This window comes from Nitrosomonas sp. Is35, from assembly GCF_033063295.1.
GTDB lineage: Bacteria > Pseudomonadota > Gammaproteobacteria > Burkholderiales > Nitrosomonadaceae > Nitrosomonas.
On the sequence record NZ_JAWJZH010000001.1, the window covers coordinates 1,562,755 to 1,584,343 of the forward strand.

A 21,589-nucleotide genomic window follows, 5' to 3' on the forward strand; every position below is an offset into this window, starting at 1 on the left:
CTTGACGATTCCGCCCTACTCGCCCTACTTGCCCTACTCAAAAAATAGGGGGTAGGACATAAACACAAAAAAGATACTGAGAAAGTCAAACCGTTTTTCCGAAAAGCGGAATGACTTCCGCTCCCTTTTCCAATGCTTCGATATGGTTACCCCACCACATCATCATTCTTTTCCTTTCCGGTAAGTATTCCGCCCGATTGTATGCGCCTCTGATTTCATTCCTTTCTCCGTGTGCCAATTGCCGCTCAATGGCATCGGGGTTGAATAGGCCGGATTCGTTCAATGCAGTGGAAGCAACCGCCCGGAAGCCGTGCCCGGTCATTTTGCCTTTATAGCCAAGACGGTACAGGGCAAAGAGCAAAGTATTATTGCTGATGGGTTTGTTTGGGTTTCTGCCGGGCAGCAGGTAGCGGCTATCCCCGGCGATGGTTTTCAATTCAGTCAGTATGGTCAGTGCTTGATGGGTGAGGGGTACTACATGCTCGGTTTTCATCTTCATGCGTGTAGCCGGTACAATCCATAACGCATTGGTTAAATCAAACTCTTCCCATAACGCGCCAATCAGTTCATTGGTGCGGACGAAGGTTAAAGCCAGCAATCGCAAGGCAAGCTGTGTCTGGCGGTCACCGATGTTTTCATAGGTAGCGATTGCCCGCAGTAGTTCCGGCAGCTCTTCCGGTTTGACGGCGGCCTGGTTTTTCTTTTTGTGTGGTGTAAGTGCGCCGCGTAGATCGCCGGAAGGATCACGGGTGCAACGGCTTGTCGATACACCATAGCGGAATACTTGCCCGCATACCCCCAGCACTCTATGCGCCAGATCATAAGAACCGCGTTGTTCAATGATGCGGATCATGTTTAGCAATTGCGGGGCTTCAATCGTGCTGATAGGGTACATTCCGATATAGGGAAACACATTGCTTTCAAGCCGTCTCAGTACATCTTTTGCATGGCTTTTTACCCAAGTGTGTGTTTGCTTGGCAGACCATTCACGGGCGACAGCTTCAAAGCTATTGGCGGCGGCTTCCTTGGCTTTCTGCTTATTGATCTGGCGATCAATGGATGGATCGATATTGCCGGACAGCTTGACACGCTCAACTTGTGCAAGCTGCCTTGCTTGCTTTAACCCTACAACAGGATAAACGCCAAGGGATAAAGATTTTTCCCTGTCATGAATCTTATAGCGCAGCCGCCAATACTTGCGGCCGTCTTCATAAACCCAAAGATATAGCCCTTGGCCATCGTGCAGCTTGCGTATCTTGCCACCTTCAACGGTTGCATTCTTGCAAGCTAAGTCAGTCAGTGCCTCTTTTATGGCCATAATGTGGTAACTCAGAGTGTGGTAAAAAAAGTTACCACACTTTTTACCACATTTTTTTACTGGCTTCTAGCGGATTATTCTGGATTGATACGGAATGGAATATTTAGTTAAGTGTCGCTATTGCTGGGTTTTGTGGATTGGCTTGGACTTACACGGAAGAGAATGTGGCGGAGGCGGTGAGATTCGAACTCACGGTAGAGTCACCCCTACGGCAGTTTTCAAGACTGCTGCCTTAAACCGCTCGGCCACACCTCCATTGACTTACAGGTCGCATCATACCGATTAGTGTACTTTTTGGCTAGTTTCTATGCATTGAATTGCGAATAAAATAACTCCCGATGGAACTAAACTAATTTATTCTTTATGATGATCATTTTCAGATTTATCTTACCTCTTCATTTTAATTTTATGAATTGATATTGATTTTCTGATTTCTAAATTCCTTATCAACAGCAATATCGTGGAGCCGATGTCATTTGGACGTAGGAATAAACGTATTTTGAAGCATAGCAAAAGTTTCTGGTCGGATCCGGAGGTGGCAAGTCTTGAACGGGTACGTATCAGCACCAATCGGGATATGGCGGGGCGCATGCGGTGGGGTGGGATGTTTTATGTGCTCTGTTGCAGTGCCATTATATTGACGTCGACTGTACTGAGCGCGCAGCCGTATAGCGTTGTCTTCGTTATGATTTTTCTGGCTTTAGCCATACTGCGTTTAATCATTTATAAGCAGGTAACCGGTTCGCATTTAAATAATCAATCCCGGATTGAATGGTCAATTTCAGCGATCTATATTGCAACCTCATTCACTTGGGGTGTTTTCCTAAGCTGGATTTTTCTATCGATCAATGCCATCGATAACGGGGCAATCCTAGCGATTATTTCCACGGTGGGTTTTATCGCCGGGGGTATCGCAGCGACTTCGCCGCGCATCCGCCTCATGCTTGTTTTTGCCCTGCTGGTTTATGCACCGAGCTTGATCAGTCTCGTGTTATTTATTCCCGATGATAGCGGCTGGGTAATGCTGATCATCGGACTGGCTTACTTTGTTTTTTCCGTGCACAACGGTAAGTTGCAGCATGAGAATTACTGGATTGCACGGCAGCAGGCGGTTCAGTTGGAAAAGCAAGCAGTGGATTTAGAGCAAGCGCGGCTGCAAGCGGAGAATGCCAACAGAGCGAAATCGGCTTTCCTGGCGGCGATGAGTCACGAAATTCGCACGCCGATGAACGGTGTGCTGGGCATGACGGAGATACTCGCAACGACCCGGCTAAACCCGGAGCAAGTCAATCATTTGAATGTAATCCGTAATTCCGGACGGACTCTGCTGCGGATTATCGATGATATTCTGGATTTTGCCAAAATAGAGGCGCACAAACTGAGTATCGTGAACCGTTCGTTTGATTTGCCTGGATTGATTGATGAGGTTCATGCATTATTTCGCACCAAAGCAAAAGAAACACCGGTAAATTTCATAGTCAGTTTCGATTGTCATCCTTCCCATAACCTGATTGGCGATCCGGACCGGATCAAGCAAATTTTATTTAATTTGCTTGGCAATGCATTCAAGTTTACTCAGCAAGGTGAGGTTAAATTATTGATCAGTTGCACAGAGATTACAGATCGCAGCGGTATTGCATTGGAGCTGACGGTAACGGATACCGGGATTGGTATTTCCGCCGAGAATCAGGCACGGCTGTTCCAGGAGTTTTCGCAAGTCGGCGAAGCGACTCAACATATTCGCGGTACCGGGCTTGGGCTTGTGATCACCCGCAACTTGTTATCATTGATGGGCGGCTCCATTACGGTATCCAGTGAAATCGGCGCGGGATCGAGGTTCTGCGCATGCCTGCCGTTGCGCTATGAAATTACCGGCGCCGCGCTAGCGAAACCCAATGAATTACCGAAAACGCGATCCCAAACTGTGACTGAAGATCGCCCCCGCATTTTGGTGGTTGAAGATAACGATGTGAATCAGTTAGTCAGTAAAGCGATGCTGGAGCGTTTAAACTGTGAAGTGACCTTGGTTAATAATGGTGTCGAAGCGATTGACGCCTTTTCTTCCCGGCGCTTCGATTTGATTCTGATGGACTGTAACATGCCCGTTATGGATGGATTTGAGGCGACGCGGCAAATACGCGCGCTTGAGCAGCAAAAAAATTTAACACCCGTACCCATTGTGGCCTTGACAGCCCATGCACTGGATCACATCAAGCAAGAATGTTTTGCCGCCGGGATGGATGGGCATCTCAGCAAGCCGTTTGACGTTGCGCAACTGGACAAAATATTGCAGCAGTTTTCCTCAATTCAGTTGATCCAACCGCAGGATGGTAAAAATTCTGCCTGATTCCACCAGATTTCAGAGCGGCAATGCGATAATACGCAGTATTTACACACACAGCATATTGCCGCTGGATATCGCACACGCTAATTCTATATACCCAAAATGATGATCTGGAAACCCAATGTGACGGTTGCGGCCGTTGTTGAACACGATGGTAAATACCTGCTGGTTGAGGAAGAACCCGAAGCTGGCGCCGGTTTATTTTTAAATCAGCCGGCAGGGCATTTGGATCCGGGAGAGTCCATTATTCAAGGCGCCATACGGGAAACGCTGGAGGAAACGGCATATACCTTTGTTCCCGAATATCTGGTGGGCATTTATCAATGGCATTCGCATCGCGTCGATACTACGTATATCCGTTTCGCGTTCGGCGGGCATGTGACGCATCACGATCCGGAACTTGTACTGGATACGGGCATTTTGCAGGCTTCTTGGTATAGTCTGGATGAAGTGAATCAAATGATTCAGCAGCACCGCAGTCCGCTGGTGATGCAATGTATTCGTGATCATTTGGCAGGTAAACGCTATCCATTGGAACTGCTGACACACTATGAGTCGTAATGCGATGAAAAAGTACCGTGTTGTCATTGGCATGTCCGGTGGTGTTGACTCGTCTGTGGCGGCGTACTTGCTCAAGCAACAGGGCTATGACGTTGTTGGTCTGTTCATGAAAAACTGGGAAGACGACGATACCGATGAATATTGCTCTTCCCGCCAGGATTTTCTCGATGCGGTATCGGTTGCGGATGTTATCGATATTCCGATTGAAGTAGTCAATTTTTCCACTGAATACAAAGACCGGGTTTTTTCCCATTTCCTGGCCGAGTATCAAGCGGGGCGGACGCCCAATCCCGATGTGCTGTGTAACGCCGAAATCAAATTCAAGGCTTTTCTGGATCATGCGCATAAACTGGGGGCGGATTATATTGCAACAGGCCACTATGCGCAGGTGCGTGAAGTTGGTGGCGTATTTCAGTTATTGAAGGGCGAAGACGGCACTAAAGATCAAAGTTATTTTTTGTATCGCCTCAATCAAACACAACTCGCCAATACCTTATTTCCGGTCGGGCATTTGTATAAGCGCGAGGTGCGCAAGATCGCTAAGGAATTGAACTTACCCAATTCTGCCAAAAAAGACAGTACCGGTATTTGCTTCATCGGCGAACGCCCTTTCCGTGAGTTTCTCAATCGCTATCTGCCGCACGAACCGGGGGAAATTCAAACGCCAGAAGGCAAAGTGATCGGCCAGCACGTGGGATTGATGTATTACACCATCGGCCAGCGGCAAGGACTCGGCATCGGCGGCACACGCGATGGCAACGATGAGCCGTGGTTCGTATCTGCCAAGGATATGACCCGGAATGTATTGATTGCAGTGCAAGGCCATGATCATCCGGATTTGCTCCGTCCATCGTTGAAAGCCACTGATTTGACCTGGATTAGCGGTAAGCAGCCGCACTGTAATTGGGTCTATGCCGCTAAAACACGCTACCGCCAGGTTGATGCTCCCTGTGCAATCATTGAATTGGCTCAAAATCATTGTCAGATCGATTTCGCTCAACAGCAATGGGCCATCACACCGGGACAGTCAGTCGTGATTTATGAAAGTAGAGTCTGTCTCGGCGGTGGAGTCATCGCGGAGTAAATGCCGGAAAAACCGCCATGCCCTAAATTGGTGTTCGCAACAGTAGAAAACAAAAATAGAATTTTTCATACAAAATCTATTTTTATTCTATTTATTACAATGCATTAGAAAATATTCCTGTAACTTGATCTTGAAATTTCGAGTCAAAGCCCCTATTATTAGCACTCATAGTTAATGAGTGCTAACACCATCTCACCCGCGTATTAGTATTCTGACTTATTAGAGATTTATACATGAAATACTTTGTATTTCATAAATTTTGGCTTTTTAATTTTAACAGGAGAAAACAGTATGAAAATTCGCCCTTTGCATGATCGTGTGATTGTCAAGCGATTGGAAGATGAACGCAAAACCGCTTCAGGTATTGTTATCCCGGACAGCGCTGCAGAAAAACCTGATCAAGGTGAGATTCTCGCAATAGGAAAAGGAAAAGTCGGCGATGATGGAAAAGTGTGTCCATTGGAAGTTAAAGTGGGCGATAAAGTATTGTTCGGGAAATATGCCGGACAGTCTGTCAAAGTTCAAGGTGAAGAACTTTTGGTCATGCGGGAAGAAGATATCATGGGTGTAATTGAAGGCTAATTGCACCGGTTCAATTATTCGCTAAAGACAATATGTTGTTGAGAGATTAGGAGAAAAGTTATGTCAGCAAAAGAAGTGAAGTTTGGTGATTCAGCACGTCATAGAATGGTAGCCGGTGTTAATATTTTAGCTGATGCGGTTAAAGTGACACTAGGTCCGAAAGGCCGGAATGTAGTGTTGGATCGCTCTTATGGCGCGCCAACGATTACCAAGGACGGTGTTTCAGTTGCGAAAGAAATCGAATTAAAAGACAAATTCGAAAATATGGGCGCACAGATGCTGAAGGAAGTGGCCAGCAAAACATCAGATGTTGCAGGCGATGGAACCACCACTGCAACCGTGTTAGCGCAAGCGATTGTCAAAGAAGGCATGAAATATGTTGCCGCCGGCATGAACCCAATGGATCTCAAACGGGGTATTGATAAAGCCGTGACTGCTGCTGTCGGAGAATTGAAAAAACTGTCGAAACCTTGTGCGACAGCGAAAGAAATCGCGCAAGTGGGCAGTATTTCCGCGAACTCCGATACCGAAATCGGCAAAATTATTGCCGACGCAATGGACAAAGTCGGTAAAGAAGGCGTGATCACGGTAGAAGACGGCTCCGGATTGCAAAATGAGCTGGAAGTCGTGGAAGGTATGCAATTTGATCGTGGCTATCTATCACCTTATTTTGTCAGCAGCGCGGAAAAACAAATTGCACTGCTCGATAATCCATTTGTTTTACTGCACGACAAAAAGATCTCCAACATTCGCGATTTATTGCCGGTATTGGAACAAGTTGCAAAAGCAGGCAAGCCTTTGTTAATTATTGCTGAAGATGTCGATGGCGAAGCGCTGGCTACACTCGTGGTCAACAACATTCGCGGTATTCTGAAAACCTGCGCGGTCAAAGCGCCTGGTTTCGGTGATCGCCGCAAAGCCATGCTGGAAGATATTGCCATCTTGACCGGCGGTACTGTGATTGCGGAAGAAGTGGGCCTGACCCTTGAAAAAGCGACGCTCAATGACTTAGGACAAGCAAAACGTATCGAAGTCGGTAAAGAAAATACCACCATTATTGATGGCGCGGGCGATGCTAAAGCTATTGAAGCACGTGTGAAACAGATTCGCACGCAAATTGAAGAAGCAACTAGCGATTACGATAAAGAAAAATTGCAAGAACGTGTCGCTAAATTGGCGGGCGGTGTTGCATTGATCAAAGTCGGCGCCGCAACTGAAGTTGAAATGAAAGAGAAAAAAGCGCGCGTTGAAGATGCTCTGCATGCAACCCGTGCAGCGGTTGAGGAAGGCGTAATACCGGGCGGTGGCGTAGCACTGTTGCGCACGATCCCGATTGTCAAGAAAACTAAAGGCGACAATCATGATCAAGATGCCGGTATTAAAATTGTACTGCGCGCTCTCGAAGAACCATTGCGCCAGATCGTCACTAACTGCGGCGATGAGCCCTCAGTTGTCGTAAATAAAGTCACAGAAGGCCAAGGTAATTTTGGTTACAATGCTGCAACCAGTGAATATGGTGACTTAGTAGCAATGGGCGTGCTGGATCCTACCAAAGTAACCCGTTCTGCATTACAAAATGCAGCTTCTGTTGCTAGTTTGATGCTGACCACCGATGCTATGGTCGCTGAATTGCCGAAGGAAGAAGCACCAGCCGGTGGCGGTATGGGTGGCATGGGCGGTATGGGCGGTATGGGCGGCATGGATATGTAATAAGTGCTATTCCAACGCAACTTAGAGTTTTGATACTAAACAGACTCCAATATTTCTTGGAGTCTGTTTTTTTATGCAAATGGAATTTCGATTGGAGGAATAGAGATACTTATCAGGCGTTATATTTTTATCTGAAAATATATTGCCGTGATAAATTCTACGGTATGGACAAAATTGAAAACTACTCACCGGCCGGAGATCTTTTGCACGATCGCGTTATTCTGGTGACGGGAGCGGGGCAGGGATTAGGGCGTGCAGCCGCTCTGGCGTATGCAAGTCATGGCGCCACCGTGATTTTGCATGGGCGTAAAGTTAAAAAGCTGGAAACTGTTTATGATGAGATTGAAGCGCTCGGTAAAGCGCAAGCGCTAATTTATCCGCTTGATCTCGAAAAAGCCGAGGACAAAGATTTTGCTACACTGGCGCAAGCGATTGCGGAACAGCTCGGCCGATTGGATGGAATTTTGCACAATGCAGCACTGCTACCAGGTTTAAGTCCGTTGGAGCATCAATCAGTTGCACAGTTTCGCTCGTTGCTGCAGGTGAACCTGATTGCGCGCTTCGCGGTCACGAAAGTGTGTTTGCCATTATTGAAAGCCTCACCGGATGCGAGTGTGATCATGACTACAAATTCGCATGGACTGAATCCTTCAGCGTATTGGGGTGGTTTTGCCGTAGCCAACGCAGGGATTCACGCTTTGATGAAGATTCAGGCCGATGAATGGGAAGCATTGCCTAACTTACGCATGAATTCTATCGTGCCCGGGATTGTAAATTCACCTCAACGGATTATGACGCATCCTGGTGAAGTCAAACAAACGATGCGCCGCCCGGAAGATTTAATGGCAACCTATCTGTATTTGATGGGGCCGGATAGTAAAGGTGTCAGCGGGCAAACTATCGCTTGCTAATTAGCACAGTAATTGAATGATCTGGCTGCGATCAGCGGGATTAAAAGGTATAATCGTTACAATAAATTGACTTGCGAAAGTGGCGGAATTGGTAGACGCACCAGATTTAGGTTCTGACGCCGAGAGGTGTGGGGGTTCGAGTCCCCCCTTTCGCACCAAATTATCTTTAGCAGCAATCTTTTTATCCGGTTGTCCGGTATGTCAAGAAATAACCGGATGTTATTGCAATATATTGAAAAATATTTAATCAGTCGGGAACTTGAATGGGATCAAATGTAGAAAACCTCGGTGCACTAGAACGTCGTTTTGATATCACAATTTCTCTGGAGAAATTACAGAGTGAAATTGATAACCGCTTGCAGCGGCTGGCGAGAACAGCCAAATTGCATGGTTTTCGCCCTGGAAAAGTCCCATTGAAAATAATTACTCAAATGTATGGAATGCAGGTTCAGCAAGATGTATTGAACGATGCGGTCCATAAAGAGTTCAAAGACACTGTTCAGCAGCAGAACTTACAAGTGGCCGGTTATCCGCGTTTTGAAGCAAAAGCGACTGATGGAAACGATACACTTTATACCGTAAGCGCAACATTTGAAGTGTACCCCGAGATCGTATTAGGTGATTTAAGTAGCCAAAGTATTGAGCAACCCACTGTGAAAGTTGGTGAAACGGATATCGACAAGACGCTTGATATGATTTGTAAGCAGCGTGTGGCCTATCAGCCGGCCAATCGCGCCGCAAAAAAAGGCGATCGGGTTAAGATAGATTATCACGGCACTATCGACGGAAATGATTTTGCGGGCGGTAAGTCTAACGATGTGTACTTGATTCTGGGCGATGGAAAATTTCTAAAGGATTTTGAAGCTGCACTCATTGATATGCAAGTTGGTAGCAGTAAATCATTTGATGTGGTTTTTCCTGAAGACTATCATGGTAAAGAAATTGCTGGAAAAACCGTTACTTTTGAAGTTACATTGAATGAATTGGCGGAACCAGTACTGCCAGCTATCGATGCCGAATTTGCCAAATCGTTAGGTATCCCCGATGGAGATCAGCAAAAGCTGCGCGAGGGAATACAAAAAGATCTTGAACGTGAAGTTTCCAAGCGAGCCAGGTCAAAGCTGAAAGAGCAGATTATGCAGGCGTTATTGAGCACAACGCAAATCGATGCACCAAATGTATTGATTAATCAAGAAAAAGAAAGGTTGCTGCAAAACGCAAAAAGCGACTTGGAAGCACGCGGGATGAAAGCTAAGGAAATATCGCTGTCATTGGATCTTTTTAAAGAAAAAGCCGAATATCGCGTAAAACTAGGATTGATTCTGGCTGAACTTGTCAAAGTGCATGCACTGAAAGCTACTCCCGAACAAGTTCGCAGAATTATAGAAGATGCAGCACAAAGTTATGAAAATCCAGAACAGGTTGTTAAATGGCATTACGCTTCTTCAGAACGATTGCAAGAAGCTGAATCATTAGCTTTAGAAGAAAATGTAGTGGATTGGGCGCTCGGAAAAATAAAATTAATTAACAAAACTGTAACTTTCGACGAGCTGATGGGGATATCCTGAAATGAAGCAAATTTTTGATAACATGCATGATCTGGAACCAAAGAACCTGGGGTTGATTCCCATGGTGATAGAAACCAGCGGGCGCGGTGAGCGGGCTTATGATATTTATTCGCGCTTATTAAAGGAAAGAGTCGTATTCCTGGTGGGTCCGGTTACCGAAACCAGTGCAAATCTGGTAGTTGCACAGTTTTTGTTTCTTGAATCTGAAAACTCAGAGAAAGATATTCATTTTTATATTAACTCTCCCGGAGGAATGGTATCCGCCGGTTTGGCCATTTATGACACAATGCAGTATATAAAACCGGATGTCAGTACTTTATGCATTGGTCAAGCAGCAAGTATGGGAGCACTACTTTTAACCGCGGGCGCGAAAGGTAAGCGTTATTGTTTACCGAATTCACGCGTCATGATTCATCAACCGCTTGGGGGGTTTCAGGGGCAGGCTTCGGATATCGAGATACATGCACGTGAGATATTATATCTTAAAGCTCGATTAAATGAGATCATGGCAAAACACACCGGACGCCCGGTCTCCGATGTCGAAAAAGATACAGATCGTGATAATTTTATGAGTGCTGCAGAGTCTGTAAGTTATGGATTAGTAGATGCGGTATTGGCACAAAGAGATGTAAGCGCAAGTTAACAAATGCTTGTGCAAAATTTGTTTAAACACGGTTACCTAAACTCGATTACGGTGGGACAAAAATATGCCAGACAAAGCTAGTAGCGAGAAACTCCTTTATTGTTCTTTTTGTGGCAAGAGTCAGCATGAAGTAAGAAAACTGATTGCAGGCCCTTCGGTTTTTATTTGCGATGAATGTATTGATTTGTGCAATGACATCATTCGCGAAGAAATGCAAGGCGATGAGGCAACCAAGTTAGTCAAATCAAACTTGCCGGTACCCCGTGAGATCTGCCAAATACTTGATCAATATGTAATCGGGCAGGAGTCCGCGAAAAAAATTCTTTCTGTAGCAGTTTATAATCATTATAAGCGGCTGAGAAATGTAACAAAATCAGACGAAACCGATGATATAGAGCTATCAAAAAGCAACATCCTGCTTGTCGGTCCAACAGGTTCGGGTAAAACACTATTGGCACAAACCTTAGCCCGGCTCTTGGATGTTCCTTTCATTATGGCGGATGCTACAGCGCTCACTGAAGCAGGTTATGTAGGTGAAGATGTCGAAAACATTATCCAGAAATTACTGCAAAAATGTAATTATGATGCCGAAAAAGCGCAACGTGGTATCGTTTACATTGATGAAATCGATAAAATTTCACGTAAATCAGACAATCCATCCATTACTCGTGATGTCTCCGGTGAAGGCGTGCAACAGGCATTACTAAAATTAATCGAAGGCACCATTGCGATGGTTCCTCCTCAAGGCGGACGGAAGCATCCTAATCAAGAATTTATTCAAGTCGATACGACCAATATTTTGTTTATTTGCGGTGGTGCATTTGACGGTCTCGATAAAGTGATCAGGTCGCGCACCGAAAAAGGTGGTATTGGTTTTGGCGTCGATGTGAAAAGCCACGCGCGTAAGGATATGAATAAGGTACTACAACAAGTAGAGCCTGAAGATTTAGTGAAATTCGGTTTAATCCCTGAGTTTGTTGGGCGTTTACCAGTCGTTGCCACATTGGAAGAACTCAACGAAGCAGCATTAATTCAAATTTTAACGGAACCGAAAAATGCACTCGTTAAACAATATTGGAAAATGTTTAATATGGAAGGGGGCGTTGACTTGGAGTTCCGGGAGCCAGCACTTAAAGCTATTGCTAAAAGAGCTTTAACACGTAAAACAGGTGCGCGCGGCTTACGATCAATTCTTGAAGAAATATTGCTGGATATTATGTACGATCTTCCGTCGCTCGAGAATGTGACAAAAGTAGTCATTGACTATAACTCGACCAATGATGATGTCAAACCAATTTTAATCTACTCGGATCAGCCGAAAATTGCTAAGCGTTCCAAGTAATTGGGAAAACTTGATTGGTAGTGCTATCTGTAAACTATACATATTTGATAATGGCATTATATGAAATATTTACAGATAGCTAGCATGTGCTGGTATTTTTGATAGTCGTCTTGTAATTCTGGTTTGTGCACATATTTTATTAATCAGTTATGAATTTATTAAATGAGTGGATATGACTTCTTTGATTGAAGATTCTGAACAGTTGATACTACCGTTATTGCCTTTGCGCGATGTGGTTGTTTTTCCGCATATGGTTATTCCATTATTTGTCGGTAGACAAAAATCTATCAAAGCGCTGGAACTGGCTATGGAGTCGAATAAGAATATTCTGCTGGTTGCTCAAAAAGTAGCATCAAAGGATGACCCTGCTCCTGAAGATCTTTATGATGTATGCAGCATTGCTAGCTTGTTACAAATGCTGAAATTACCTGATGGAACCGTCAAGGTTCTGGTGGAGGGTAATCATCGAGCTCGCATTATGGAGTTAGTTGATTCTGAAACTCATTATTCTGGCAGAGCAATGCAAGTTCGATCCGATTCTACGGAAAATCCCGAAGTAGAAGCGATGCGCCGCGCCATTCTGACTCAATTTGATCAATATGTGAAACTCAATAAAAAAATTCCACCGGAAATCATTACCTCATTGGGAGGCATTGATGATGCCGGCCGCCTTGCTGATACGATTGCTGCCTACTTGCCGTTAAAACTTGAACAAAAACAGGAAGTTCTTGAAATTTTTGAGGTTTCTAATCGCCTGGAGCATTTATTAGGATTGTTAGAAACTGAATTAGATATTTTACAAGTTGAAAAACGTATTCGCGGTAGAGTAAAACGCCAGATGGAAAAAAGTCAGCGTGACTACTATCTTAATGAACAAGTAAAAGCTATTCAAAAAGAACTGGGTGAAGGCGAAGATGGCGCAGACATCGAAGAAATTGAGAAAAAAATCAAGTCTGCTCAAATGCCGAAAGAAGTGCTCGCCAAGGCCGAATCGGAATTAAAAAAACTGCGCTTGATGTCCCCAATGTCTGCCGAAGCGACGGTAGTGCGTAATTATATTGATGCACTGGTAACTTTGCCTTGGAAAAAGAAAAGCAAGATCAATCAAGACCTTAAATCGGCAGAAGCAAGACTGGAAAAAGATCATTATGGTTTGGAAAAAGTAAAAGAACGAATCGTCGAATATCTTGCGGTTCAGCAACGTGTCAGCAAATTGAAAGCACCGATTCTTTGCTTAGTTGGCCCTCCGGGTGTTGGTAAAACTTCATTAGGTCAATCGATCGCTCATGCCACAAACCGAAAATTTGTGCGCATGTCGTTAGGTGGCGTGCGCGATGAGGCTGAGATTCGCGGTCACAGAAAAACCTATATTGGATCAATGCCGGGTAAGATCTTGCACAATATGAGCAAGGTTGGTGTAAAGAATCCATTATTTTTGCTTGATGAAGTCGATAAGATGGGTATGGATTTCCGTGGAGACCCAGCGTCTGCTCTACTGGAAGTTCTTGATCCTGAGCAGAACAGCACGTTTGTCGATCACTACATCGAAGTGGAGTACGACTTGTCGGATGTAATGTTTGTAGCCACTGCAAATACACTAAATATTCCGCCTGCACTGCTTGATCGAATGGAAGTCATTCAGTTATCAGGGTATACAGAAGACGAGAAGCTGAATATATCGACACGCTATTTATTAACAAAACAAATGCAGAATCATGGTCTTGAGGAAAATGAGCTGACTGTTTCGGAATCTGCGTTGCGGGATATTGCGCGCTACTATACGAGAGAAGCGGGTGTGCGTGCAATGGAACGGGAAATTTCAAAAATTTGCCGGAAAGCTGTAAAAGCAATGTTGCTCAAAAAAGGTAAAAACAAAATTACCGTTACTTCTCGTAATCTTGACAAATTCTTAGGCGTAAGACGTTTTACTTATGGCGTAGCAGAAGAGAAAAATCAAGTTGGGCAGGTAACTGGTCTGGCATGGACTGAAGTTGGTGGTGAATTACTCACTATTGAAGCAGTGGTGCTAGCAGGAAAAGGAAAAACTATTACAACCGGGCAACTTGGTGAAGTCATGCAAGAATCCATTCAGGCGGCGCTTTCAGTGGTTCGAAGCCGTTCCCAGCTGCTAGGAATAGTAGAAGATTTTTACCAGAAGAATGATATTCACATTCATCTTCCTGAGGGAGCAACGCCCAAGGATGGACCGAGTGCTGGGATTGGCATATGTGTCGCAATGGTATCAGTTCTCACAAATATTGCTGTAAGAGCTGATGTCGCTATGACTGGAGAAATTACCCTTAGAGGTGAAGTGCTACCCATCGGCGGTTTGAAAGAAAAATTATTAGCAGCGCATCGCGGCGGTATTAAATCGGTCATTATTCCAGAAAAGAATGTGAAGGATTTGACCGATATTCCAGCTAATATAATAAGTCAACTGACCATTTATCCAGTTAAGTGGATTGACCAAGTACTTGATATCGCGCTGGAGCATAAACCAGAGCTATTTCCTGCAACAATTGCACAGCCCGTTTTACAGTCAAATGCCGAAGAGAACATAACAGATTCTTTTATCAAACATTGAGTTACAATATTTCCTAACTATTTGATTCTTTTATATCGGGAAGTTAAAGCTTAAATTAATCGAAATTCTGCAAGCAGTGGAATATGATCGGATAAATGACGCCACGGTTGCCCTTTAAGGTATTTGCAGCTGACAATTTTCAGATCACGATAATAAATTCGATCCATGGATAACACTGGCAACCAAGCAGGGAATGTTCGCGCATAAGCACCATGAGTGATTTTAAAAGCTTCCTGAACACCCAAATTGTGATGCAATAGATACTCCGCACGGCCGCGCCAATCATTGAAGTCACCAGCAATAATCAGCGGCTCGTTTGCTGGAATATGTGAGTTGATGCGCTTTACCAGTGTTGCGAGTTGACGCTCTCTCTCTTGTTCAAATAATCCCAAATGCACACAGATGACATGAATTCTTTGATCGACTCCGGGAATTTGAATAATCCCGTGTAACAAACTCCGGCTGGCTGACTTAAATGATGAAACATTAATATTTTCCCATTCAATAAAGGGGTATTTACTCAAAATTGCATTGCCGTGATGACCTGATTTATAGATAGCGTTCTTACCATAAGCATAATGGTGCCAGACTTGATCAGCTAGAAATTCAAATTGCCGGTTATTGGGCCAATCAACAAATCGATTATTCGATATAGCGCGCTCACCATGTATTTCTTGCAGAAAAACTATATCTGCGTTGATATACTGCAATGAATACTTGATTTCATGCAAAATAAAACGCAAATTGGTAGCGCTGAATCCTTTGTGAATATTATAAGTCAGAATTTTCAATGAACCATTAGTCATGCGATCGTCCGTAACGACCAAAAGCGAAATTTGATTTTGTACTTTCGAAATACTTGGAGCGAGAATTTAATGCTTATCAATTATGCAGTACCTGATTGATTAAATTGATTCTTCATTTTACATGTCAAAAGCTCTGACAGTGATGTAAAATTCGGTGAGTTGCCCATTATGACGTTATGGATGAAGTGAAGCAGTGGCAATCCCAGCCTCTCAATACAGTGTATCATCCTGTGATCTATCTCGATTGTATCCACGTCAAAGCAAGGGTGCCAAGAGACATTAGAGAACTCGGTTCGGCGGCTCATGAAAGAGCACAACATAAAAGTTTAGGGGCTGTAGTAGATTAGCTTAACTGATAAGCTAATTTAATGAAGATAAGTCATTGTAGATTATTAAAGAAAACGCAATCAAGGTTGTTGGAATATTTTGTGTTGGAAGTTACAGCGCGATCAGCAGCCGATATATTGGGAATTCAACCTAATAGTGCAGCACTGTTTTATCGCAAAATACGGGAAGTGATTGTTTATCATCTAGAGCAAGAATCTCACGAAATTTTTCATGGTGTAGTGGAATTAGATGAAAGCTACTTTGGTGGTATTCGTAAGGGCAAGCGTGGTCGCGGCGCTGCGGGTAAGGTTGCTGTTTTTGGCATATTGAAGCGCGGTGGCAAGGTTTATACGAGGGTTGTTGGAGATCTAAGACAGAAACGTTGATGCCGCTAATTACTAGAAAGATAGCGCCTGACAGCATAGTTTATACAGACTGCTATCGTAGTTATAATGCGCTCGACGTGAATCATTTTTACCATAAGCGTATCAACCATTCCACACTATTTGCACAAGGTAAGAATCACATCAACGGCATTGAAAACTTTTGGAATCAGGCCAAACGCGTCTTAAGAAAATACAATGGTATTCCTAAAGGATCATTTCCATTGTTTCTCAAGGAATGTGAATTCAGATTCAATTATGGAACTCCTAAACAACAGTTAAAAATTTTGAAATCTTGGACTCATATTTAACCTGATCTACTACAGCCCCAAAGTTTATAAGCATCAATGAAAATTGTTTTGCGCTGTCGCGTATCCTTCAAATATTTTTCCCAATGAATACCAAACCATGTTTTTCCTTCACTTCATGGAGCATCAACAGCAATAACAGCACCATCTCTTATTCTTTCAATACAAAAGCGCTGATTGACAAAGTTTAACGGCGTGTCAGTTAAACGAGTCATCCGCACCCTGATGGATATGTGGCACAGCCAGATTTCCTTTAAAGACTGCGCCGATCGGCGCATTCTGCTTTTCCGTTTCATTAACTTCTACAATACCGTCAAACCTCATAAGAGTTTGAATAATGCTACCCCTTATGAAATACTCACCGCTTATTTCAATCAACCTCTCTGTAAACAACCCTGAGATTTCTTACATCTTAAGAAGTAAAAAACACTGCTTTTTGCTTTGCCTTTCAAAAACACGGGTTGCGCCGCCGACCGGCGCAAGGGACATGCTCGGCGAAAGCCGGGCATGCTGTCCCGAACCCAATCACCACAGGGACTTTGTCCCTGACTCCTCCTTACTGCTAAACGGGTTTATATTTCTGATTGCTTGCCGCTAAACACTCCAATGATTTTATTTGGGGAGTTTATGCGCTTTATTTCTTGGTTCTTTCGGTATTACAGACCTAACTTTTTTGTTTTTTGTTTGGCTGTGATTGTTTTGGACTTTTCTTTTAATTTTTTCTATAGAATCGCTATGTTCGACTTTATTACTGATAAAGTGAAAACCGAAATTTTGAAATTGCCGAGCATTAATAAACCTCATATTCACAGTGCGCCCGTGCCTTCTCATTCTGAATCTCTTGTTCCTTCCAGAATTCCGAAATCCTGTTTTTTTAGCGATGCTCGCGGTTGTGTTTGCTATGATCAACACGCTATTATCATTAAGGACTTTCCTGCAGATCGATGTCAGGATATTGTCAACGGTTTTGCTCTCTTTTAGGTGCGTCATGTCTGACTTTTCTAAGCTCCAGAATATTTACTGGCGCATTCGCTTTCAACGAAATAAGAATCTCAAGCGTAAATACTATCGCTATGCTGCGACGAAAAAAAACGCCTGATTGAGTCAGGCGCTGATCCGGAAGAACTGCGTTTACTTTGCCGAACGCTTGCTAAGCAGCACTGCGAGCACGCAGAAAGACATTTAAAAACTTATCGATTAAAAGTGTTACAAAATCCGATTTCCTTCTGTAATTGCGACGGCGGCAATTGCCAATAATTTGTATTATGTTAAATAATAATCGCAGAAACAAACTTAGAAGAAAATCCGATAAATTTTGACGGCGGACAATTACTTTGAAACAAAGGGACAAATAATTTGAAACGTTTATTTATTACGTACTTGATTAGTTGCGTATCTTTTACTGAGGTTTATAAGCTGGCGATTTTGAATTGCTAGGCGTTTACGAACGTCATCCCAGTCAAGAAATAATGGAACTTCATCAATTTTGCGATTATCATCGAATGCGAAAGCATGAAGGCCAATAAATTTTCCTTCGTTCTCAGCCTTGTAAAGGCTAATTGTATCTTCAAATGTGCGACGTGCTTTTACTACGTTGCAATCAATCATTTCCCTTGCTTGCTGATGAATGAAGCTTATCGATTCGATATATTTACGAGTTGCCGCACATAAATTAACCTCATCAGGCATTTGATTTAATACTGATTTCTTAAATGAATTATCAGAAAGTAATTTTTCTTTCTTGGCAGAAATATAGATCGAATACTCGTTTAACCCATTAGTTTTATCAATATCAGTCCATTGCGATCCTATTGAGACTCTATGAACTGGAGCACCTCTATGCTGAACGTGATTTCTCAAAGCTTCCATAAAACGATATTCAAAATTATCGTCGTATTCCTTCTTAAATAGATTACTAACTTCATCTTTTATATTCGAAATTTCTGGAAGGCATGCTGCTAGATGGCTGGTTAGGGTATCAGTGTAGAGCCGTACTGACGTTAAAAGATTTACCAGCCTCACATTTAGTATCAGAATAAGATCAAAGAAATCATTATATCCACCAGTCGCGCGAACCATTTCTGAAGCAGTTAAGGTAATAATTTCTTTTTCTAACTCCATGTAGTTAGAAACTAAAATTTCGTACTTTTCTTCAAAAAATAGTGCTTCACTTAGAATAGTTCTCGATGATTTCAGTAATTGAAACTTCTGCTCATCAATCTGAATCTCTGAGTACTTTCCTAAAACATTAAGTCTGAGTATGAATTTCATAGCTATGATAATAATTGCTTAACTCAAAAATTAGTGCCAAATAACGCGAAAATTTAACGCTAGACACAAATAAAAAAGGAACCGATGCAGCCATGCTTGCCACATGGCGGTGGACGGCTCCATTCATAGCGATCAATCCAAAACCATTTCCCAATAATTCGAGACTGCTGCCATGAACCCATGACAAACCATATCACGGATAAGGCGTAGCAAATGTGTATGAACAAAGCATTTGCTACACTGCCAAAAAGTTTTTTCCAAATCTATGGTTTGCCTATCTCGATTAGGAATGTTACTTATGACAGTTTGATGCTAAATTTCTTGAACTCACTAACTTAAAGCATGAATCTTTTCAGCATTAGCACCCTTTTTATGTTCAAGCTCTTGTATTCTTGCTTTAATCGATTGAATCATTCCGCGGCGTTCTTTTAAACCTGGGCCTATTTCACTTGGAGATATGCCGCCATAACCGAATTCTTCCGGCGTCATTCTTTCCATGATGTCACGCAAAGCTGGCTCGATTGTTTTGAAAAGCAGCGACAAGAAAACCCTATCGTCGAATTGAGTTTTTTGGGGCGTTAATATCTGGCAGGCTGGGTAATCCCCTAATTTTCCCGATAGCGCATCCTCTAATGTTTTATAGTTCAATGGGGTTCCGTAAGCTACTGATCTATTTGACCATACCGCATTTGTGGCCAATCCTGTGATTCCAGGGCGAATAGAAGCAAATTCATAGCTTTCCGCGCCAACGGCTAAGATTTCTATGATGCCATCTTTCAGGTCTTGCAGCGGCAAGTATGCCGTTTGAAGCCATACAAGCTGTTCCTTGGCTTTGGTTATTTCAGCATCTATCTTTTCATTTTCTGATTTCAGTGCTTGTTTTGTTAATTTAACACTTTCATAAGCTGAAACAACATCATGAAATTTGTCGTTATCTGTCATATTCAATTCCTATCGTTTTTTTATGAATCAGAAATAATTCGTCTTACCTGCCGGTCGGTCAGGTCGTATTTCATGGCGATATCCCGATGGCTCATGCCTTTTTTGGCGTCTTCGATAATCGCCTGGTGCCGTTTTTTGATTTCAAGGCTTGAGAGCATGGGTAAGGTCAACGCCACGCCATCGAAATGAAATATCATTTTCTCGGTATTTTCTGCACCTACGATGATATTCAGCCGCTTACGTGACCGGTCGCTGTTTGAGACATGCAGGCGCGTACCGCCAAAAACCGTACATAGCCGGGTAAAAGCATCATCACCGATCAGGTTTAACAGCTCTTGATTTTCGTTGTTGTCGTTTGCTGGCATATCGCTTGCATTTGTAAATGAGGAACACTGTCCACAGTACGATAGCAAGCCGAATGGATTGAAATAAGGCGGAATGATTTCCGCCCTAGGGTTTGGAAATCTTAGAATCAAGTTTGATTGAAAAACGGGCGGGAGGCCGGATGTCCCTCCATCAACGAATCATAGAAACGTTTCTGTGGACTCCGAAAATTTCCACAGCTCACCCGCATAAAACAAAGAGCAAAACCGGCGCCGGATTCGAACCGGATCATAGCAGTCTTTCGACCCCCAACCATTCCCATTGGAAACAACCGGCTTTGCTCAAAACTGCAACGGGCGGGAGGCCGGACGTCCCTCCATCCAGGATCACGCAAGTGACCAAGCCTGTAGACTCCGAAATTTCCACAGCTCGCCCGTCTAAATCTGCAAAGATACTTTGCGGATGGTGAGCCCCCCCAACCCGGTTTCCCGGAAACCCCACATATCACTCCGGCATTACTGCCGTGTTACGGCCGGGAGAATATTACCGTGTCACACCCGCGTTTTTTATTCTATACCCTACTTTGGTTTGCTTCCACACTCCTTGATAAATCAGGTGATTGATTAAGTTCTTGCTGCTTTTGTGATTCACTGGCCATATCCATAGCTTCAAAGCTGTTGTTCATCAAGTGTTTTCCGAGTATCTCCAATAAAGAGCCAATTCCTTGAATAGTGTATTCTTCCAATCGATCACGATCCACCACCCTCATTAACTCGCCTAAAGAAGCTAGTGCAGAACTCGCATCTTCAAATTCATTGGCCATTTTCCGGTAGCTTTCAGGATTTCCGGGGATTTTCTCAGGATATCGAACGATAACAACTTCATCATTATTAATTTCCTGATTACGCATGATTTTCCCCTTGTCCTAGCTTCTCATACGCGCGTTTTACATCCTCGCGGCATAAATCAAGAACATCACCCAGTGCGGAAGCAAGGTTCCCGATTTCATTGACATAAAATGCCGTTGTACTGTTTTCAGTTGATGCTGGCAGATATTCCAGTATGCAACCGGTTATGGAGCGGCATGCATCAAGCCTAACTTCAAGCTGTGCCAACGTACCAACAAAATCCGGTTTTTTTGTGACTGGTTGCATGGTTTCTTGGCATTTATTGCACATGACGGCCTCCCATTACTTTAGCCTGTTGCACGTGAACTTGCTGAGTCGATTGTTTGCCGATTGATTCGCTCAATCGAAATGAGGCGGGATTAAAGATTTGTTGCATGGTATTACTCCTTGTCTAGCGATCAAAAACCGCTACCCCGATGTCAAACGAGGAGGCGGAACTGTGCAGGTTGACATACCGGGACAAGGTTCCGGCGAGCCTTTCGGCTCCCCGCACAGTCCGCCAAAAACTAGGCGTGCTTGTATCAACGGACAAAAAAATAGCCGCTTAAGCGGCTTATCCGCCTTGTCATCGGGATGTCAAACCCGGCGCGGCATTTGGCCGCGACTTTTTTCACTTTAACGTGTCATTAAAAGCACGTCAAGTTGAAATCTTGCTGTTTTGCGTTAAAAACCC

The 21,589-nt window shown here is 43.6% G+C and carries 18 protein-coding genes, 2 tRNA genes and 1 pseudogene; 13 read left to right on the top strand and 8 right to left on the bottom strand.

What is annotated here, in order from left to right; all coding sequences use genetic code 11:
• Positions 1-85: 85 nt before the first annotated feature.
• Together R2083_RS07200 and R2083_RS07205 are read right to left on the bottom strand one after the other, a co-directional pair.
• Positions 86-1,318, bottom strand: a complete 1,233-nt coding sequence (locus tag R2083_RS07200; protein ID WP_317538004.1) for a tyrosine-type recombinase/integrase — start codon at positions 1,316-1,318, stop codon at positions 86-88.
• Between the two features lie 165 nt (positions 1,319-1,483).
• Positions 1,484-1,573: transfer RNA gene (locus tag R2083_RS07205), tRNA-Ser, on the bottom strand.
• A gap of 244 nt (positions 1,574-1,817) precedes the next feature.
• On the opposite strand from R2083_RS07205, the gene R2083_RS07210 reads away from it, so the two are divergent.
• The 11 genes from R2083_RS07210 to lon all read left to right on the top strand — a co-directional run bounded on the left by R2083_RS07210 (position 1,818) and on the right by lon (position 14,647).
• Complete coding sequence (locus R2083_RS07210; protein ID WP_317538005.1) at positions 1,818-3,665, top strand: ATP-binding protein; 1,848 nt, start codon at positions 1,818-1,820, stop codon at positions 3,663-3,665.
• 102 nt (positions 3,666-3,767) lie between these two features.
• Complete coding sequence (locus R2083_RS07215) at positions 3,768-4,223, top strand: NUDIX hydrolase (RefSeq protein ID WP_317532067.1); 456 nt, start codon at positions 3,768-3,770, stop codon at positions 4,221-4,223.
• Positions 4,224-4,227: 4 nt separating this feature from the next.
• Complete coding sequence (gene mnmA / locus R2083_RS07220; RefSeq protein ID WP_317538006.1) at positions 4,228-5,307, top strand: tRNA 2-thiouridine(34) synthase MnmA; 1,080 nt, start codon at positions 4,228-4,230, stop codon at positions 5,305-5,307.
• Between the two features lie 291 nt (positions 5,308-5,598).
• Positions 5,599-5,889, top strand: a complete 291-nt coding sequence (groES, locus tag R2083_RS07225) for a co-chaperone GroES (RefSeq protein WP_317530710.1) — start codon at positions 5,599-5,601, stop codon at positions 5,887-5,889.
• A 60-nt stretch (positions 5,890-5,949) separates the two neighbouring features.
• Positions 5,950-7,599, top strand: a complete 1,650-nt coding sequence (groL, locus tag R2083_RS07230) for a chaperonin GroEL (RefSeq protein ID WP_132428222.1) — start codon at positions 5,950-5,952, stop codon at positions 7,597-7,599.
• Between the two features lie 164 nt (positions 7,600-7,763).
• The gene (locus R2083_RS07235; RefSeq protein WP_317530709.1) at positions 7,764-8,510 is read left to right on the top strand and encodes a YciK family oxidoreductase; all 747 of its coding nucleotides are present in this window, start codon (positions 7,764-7,766) and stop codon (positions 8,508-8,510) included.
• Positions 8,511-8,583: 73 nt separating this feature from the next.
• Positions 8,584-8,668: transfer RNA gene (locus R2083_RS07240), tRNA-Leu, on the top strand.
• A gap of 105 nt (positions 8,669-8,773) precedes the next feature.
• On the top strand, positions 8,774-10,078 hold the full coding sequence (gene tig / locus R2083_RS07245; RefSeq protein WP_317538007.1) for a trigger factor: 1,305 nt from the start codon (positions 8,774-8,776) through the stop codon (positions 10,076-10,078).
• A 1-nt stretch (position 10,079) separates the two neighbouring features.
• On the top strand, positions 10,080-10,721 hold the full coding sequence (gene clpP / locus R2083_RS07250; protein ID WP_317538008.1) for an ATP-dependent Clp endopeptidase proteolytic subunit ClpP: 642 nt from the start codon (positions 10,080-10,082) through the stop codon (positions 10,719-10,721).
• A gap of 64 nt (positions 10,722-10,785) precedes the next feature.
• Entirely contained in the window at positions 10,786-12,063 is a 1,278-nt protein-coding gene (clpX, locus tag R2083_RS07255; protein ID WP_317530706.1) for an ATP-dependent protease ATP-binding subunit ClpX, read from the top strand.
• A 172-nt stretch (positions 12,064-12,235) separates the two neighbouring features.
• Positions 12,236-14,647 carry an endopeptidase La gene (gene lon, locus R2083_RS07260; protein ID WP_317538009.1) on the top strand — a complete coding sequence of 804 codons (2,412 nt, stop codon included), beginning with the start codon at positions 12,236-12,238 and terminating at the stop codon, positions 14,645-14,647.
• Positions 14,648-14,697: 50 nt separating this feature from the next.
• On the opposite strand, the gene R2083_RS07265 is transcribed toward lon, so the two are convergent.
• Positions 14,698-15,453 carry an endonuclease/exonuclease/phosphatase family protein gene (locus R2083_RS07265; protein WP_317530704.1) on the bottom strand — a complete coding sequence of 252 codons (756 nt, stop codon included), beginning with the start codon at positions 15,451-15,453 and terminating at the stop codon, positions 14,698-14,700.
• Between the two features lie 368 nt (positions 15,454-15,821).
• Between R2083_RS07265 and R2083_RS07270 the strand changes: the two are divergent.
• Together R2083_RS07270 and R2083_RS07275 are read left to right on the top strand one after the other, a co-directional pair.
• Positions 15,822-16,474, top strand: a pseudogene (locus R2083_RS07270) (IS1595 family transposase).
• A gap of 192 nt (positions 16,475-16,666) precedes the next feature.
• Entirely contained in the window at positions 16,667-16,870 is a 204-nt protein-coding gene (locus R2083_RS07275; protein ID WP_317538010.1) for an integrase core domain-containing protein, read from the top strand.
• A 966-nt stretch (positions 16,871-17,836) separates the two neighbouring features.
• On the opposite strand, the gene R2083_RS07280 is transcribed toward R2083_RS07275, so the two are convergent.
• The 5 genes from R2083_RS07280 to R2083_RS07300 form a co-directional block, all read right to left on the bottom strand.
• A complete protein-coding gene (locus tag R2083_RS07280) occupies positions 17,837-18,742 on the bottom strand; it encodes a hypothetical protein (RefSeq protein WP_317538011.1) in 906 nt (301 codons plus the stop codon).
• Positions 18,743-19,072: 330 nt separating this feature from the next.
• Positions 19,073-19,684 carry a hypothetical protein gene (locus R2083_RS07285; protein ID WP_317538012.1) on the bottom strand — a complete coding sequence of 204 codons (612 nt, stop codon included), beginning with the start codon at positions 19,682-19,684 and terminating at the stop codon, positions 19,073-19,075.
• A gap of 20 nt (positions 19,685-19,704) precedes the next feature.
• Entirely contained in the window at positions 19,705-20,049 is a 345-nt protein-coding gene (locus R2083_RS07290) for a Mor transcription activator family protein (RefSeq protein WP_317538013.1), read from the bottom strand.
• A gap of 530 nt (positions 20,050-20,579) precedes the next feature.
• Positions 20,580-20,918: a hypothetical protein gene (locus R2083_RS07295; RefSeq protein WP_317538014.1), complete on the bottom strand. Its 339-nt coding sequence runs from the start codon at positions 20,916-20,918 to the stop codon at positions 20,580-20,582.
• On the bottom strand, positions 20,911-21,162 hold the full coding sequence (locus tag R2083_RS07300) for a hypothetical protein (RefSeq protein ID WP_317538015.1): 252 nt from the start codon (positions 21,160-21,162) through the stop codon (positions 20,911-20,913). Before R2083_RS07300 ends, R2083_RS07295 begins: the two co-directional genes overlap by 8 nt.
• Between the last annotated feature and the right edge of the window lie 427 nt (positions 21,163-21,589).

What these genes read in the sequence shown, in the direction of transcription:
- groL (WP_132428222.1), top strand. Translation starts at nt 5,950, where the DNA reads ATGTCAGCAAAAGAAGTGAAGTTTGGTGATTCAGCACGTCATAGAATG.
- R2083_RS07290 (WP_317538013.1), bottom strand. Translation starts at nt 20,049, where the DNA reads ATGCCAGCAAACGACAACAACGAAAATCAAGAGCTGTTAAACCTGATC.
- R2083_RS07280 (WP_317538011.1), bottom strand. Translation starts at nt 18,742, where the DNA reads ATGAAATTCATACTCAGACTTAATGTTTTAGGAAAGTACTCAGAGATT.
- R2083_RS07235 (WP_317530709.1), top strand. Translation starts at nt 7,764, where the DNA reads ATGGACAAAATTGAAAACTACTCACCGGCCGGAGATCTTTTGCACGAT.
- lon (WP_317538009.1), top strand. Translation starts at nt 12,236, where the DNA reads ATGACTTCTTTGATTGAAGATTCTGAACAGTTGATACTACCGTTATTG.
- R2083_RS07300 (WP_317538015.1), bottom strand. Translation starts at nt 21,162, where the DNA reads ATGCAACCAGTCACAAAAAAACCGGATTTTGTTGGTACGTTGGCACAG.
- mnmA (WP_317538006.1), top strand. Translation starts at nt 4,228, where the DNA reads ATGAAAAAGTACCGTGTTGTCATTGGCATGTCCGGTGGTGTTGACTCG.
- R2083_RS07295 (WP_317538014.1), bottom strand. Translation starts at nt 20,918, where the DNA reads ATGCGTAATCAGGAAATTAATAATGATGAAGTTGTTATCGTTCGATAT.
- R2083_RS07285 (WP_317538012.1), bottom strand. Translation starts at nt 19,684, where the DNA reads ATGACAGATAACGACAAATTTCATGATGTTGTTTCAGCTTATGAAAGT.
- tig (WP_317538007.1), top strand. Translation starts at nt 8,774, where the DNA reads ATGGGATCAAATGTAGAAAACCTCGGTGCACTAGAACGTCGTTTTGAT.
- clpP (WP_317538008.1), top strand. Translation starts at nt 10,080, where the DNA reads ATGAAGCAAATTTTTGATAACATGCATGATCTGGAACCAAAGAACCTG.
- R2083_RS07265 (WP_317530704.1), bottom strand. Translation starts at nt 15,453, where the DNA reads ATGACTAATGGTTCATTGAAAATTCTGACTTATAATATTCACAAAGGA.
- clpX (WP_317530706.1), top strand. Translation starts at nt 10,786, where the DNA reads ATGCCAGACAAAGCTAGTAGCGAGAAACTCCTTTATTGTTCTTTTTGT.
- R2083_RS07200 (WP_317538004.1), bottom strand. Translation starts at nt 1,318, where the DNA reads ATGGCCATAAAAGAGGCACTGACTGACTTAGCTTGCAAGAATGCAACC.
- R2083_RS07215 (WP_317532067.1), top strand. Translation starts at nt 3,768, where the DNA reads ATGATCTGGAAACCCAATGTGACGGTTGCGGCCGTTGTTGAACACGAT.
- groES (WP_317530710.1), top strand. Translation starts at nt 5,599, where the DNA reads ATGAAAATTCGCCCTTTGCATGATCGTGTGATTGTCAAGCGATTGGAA.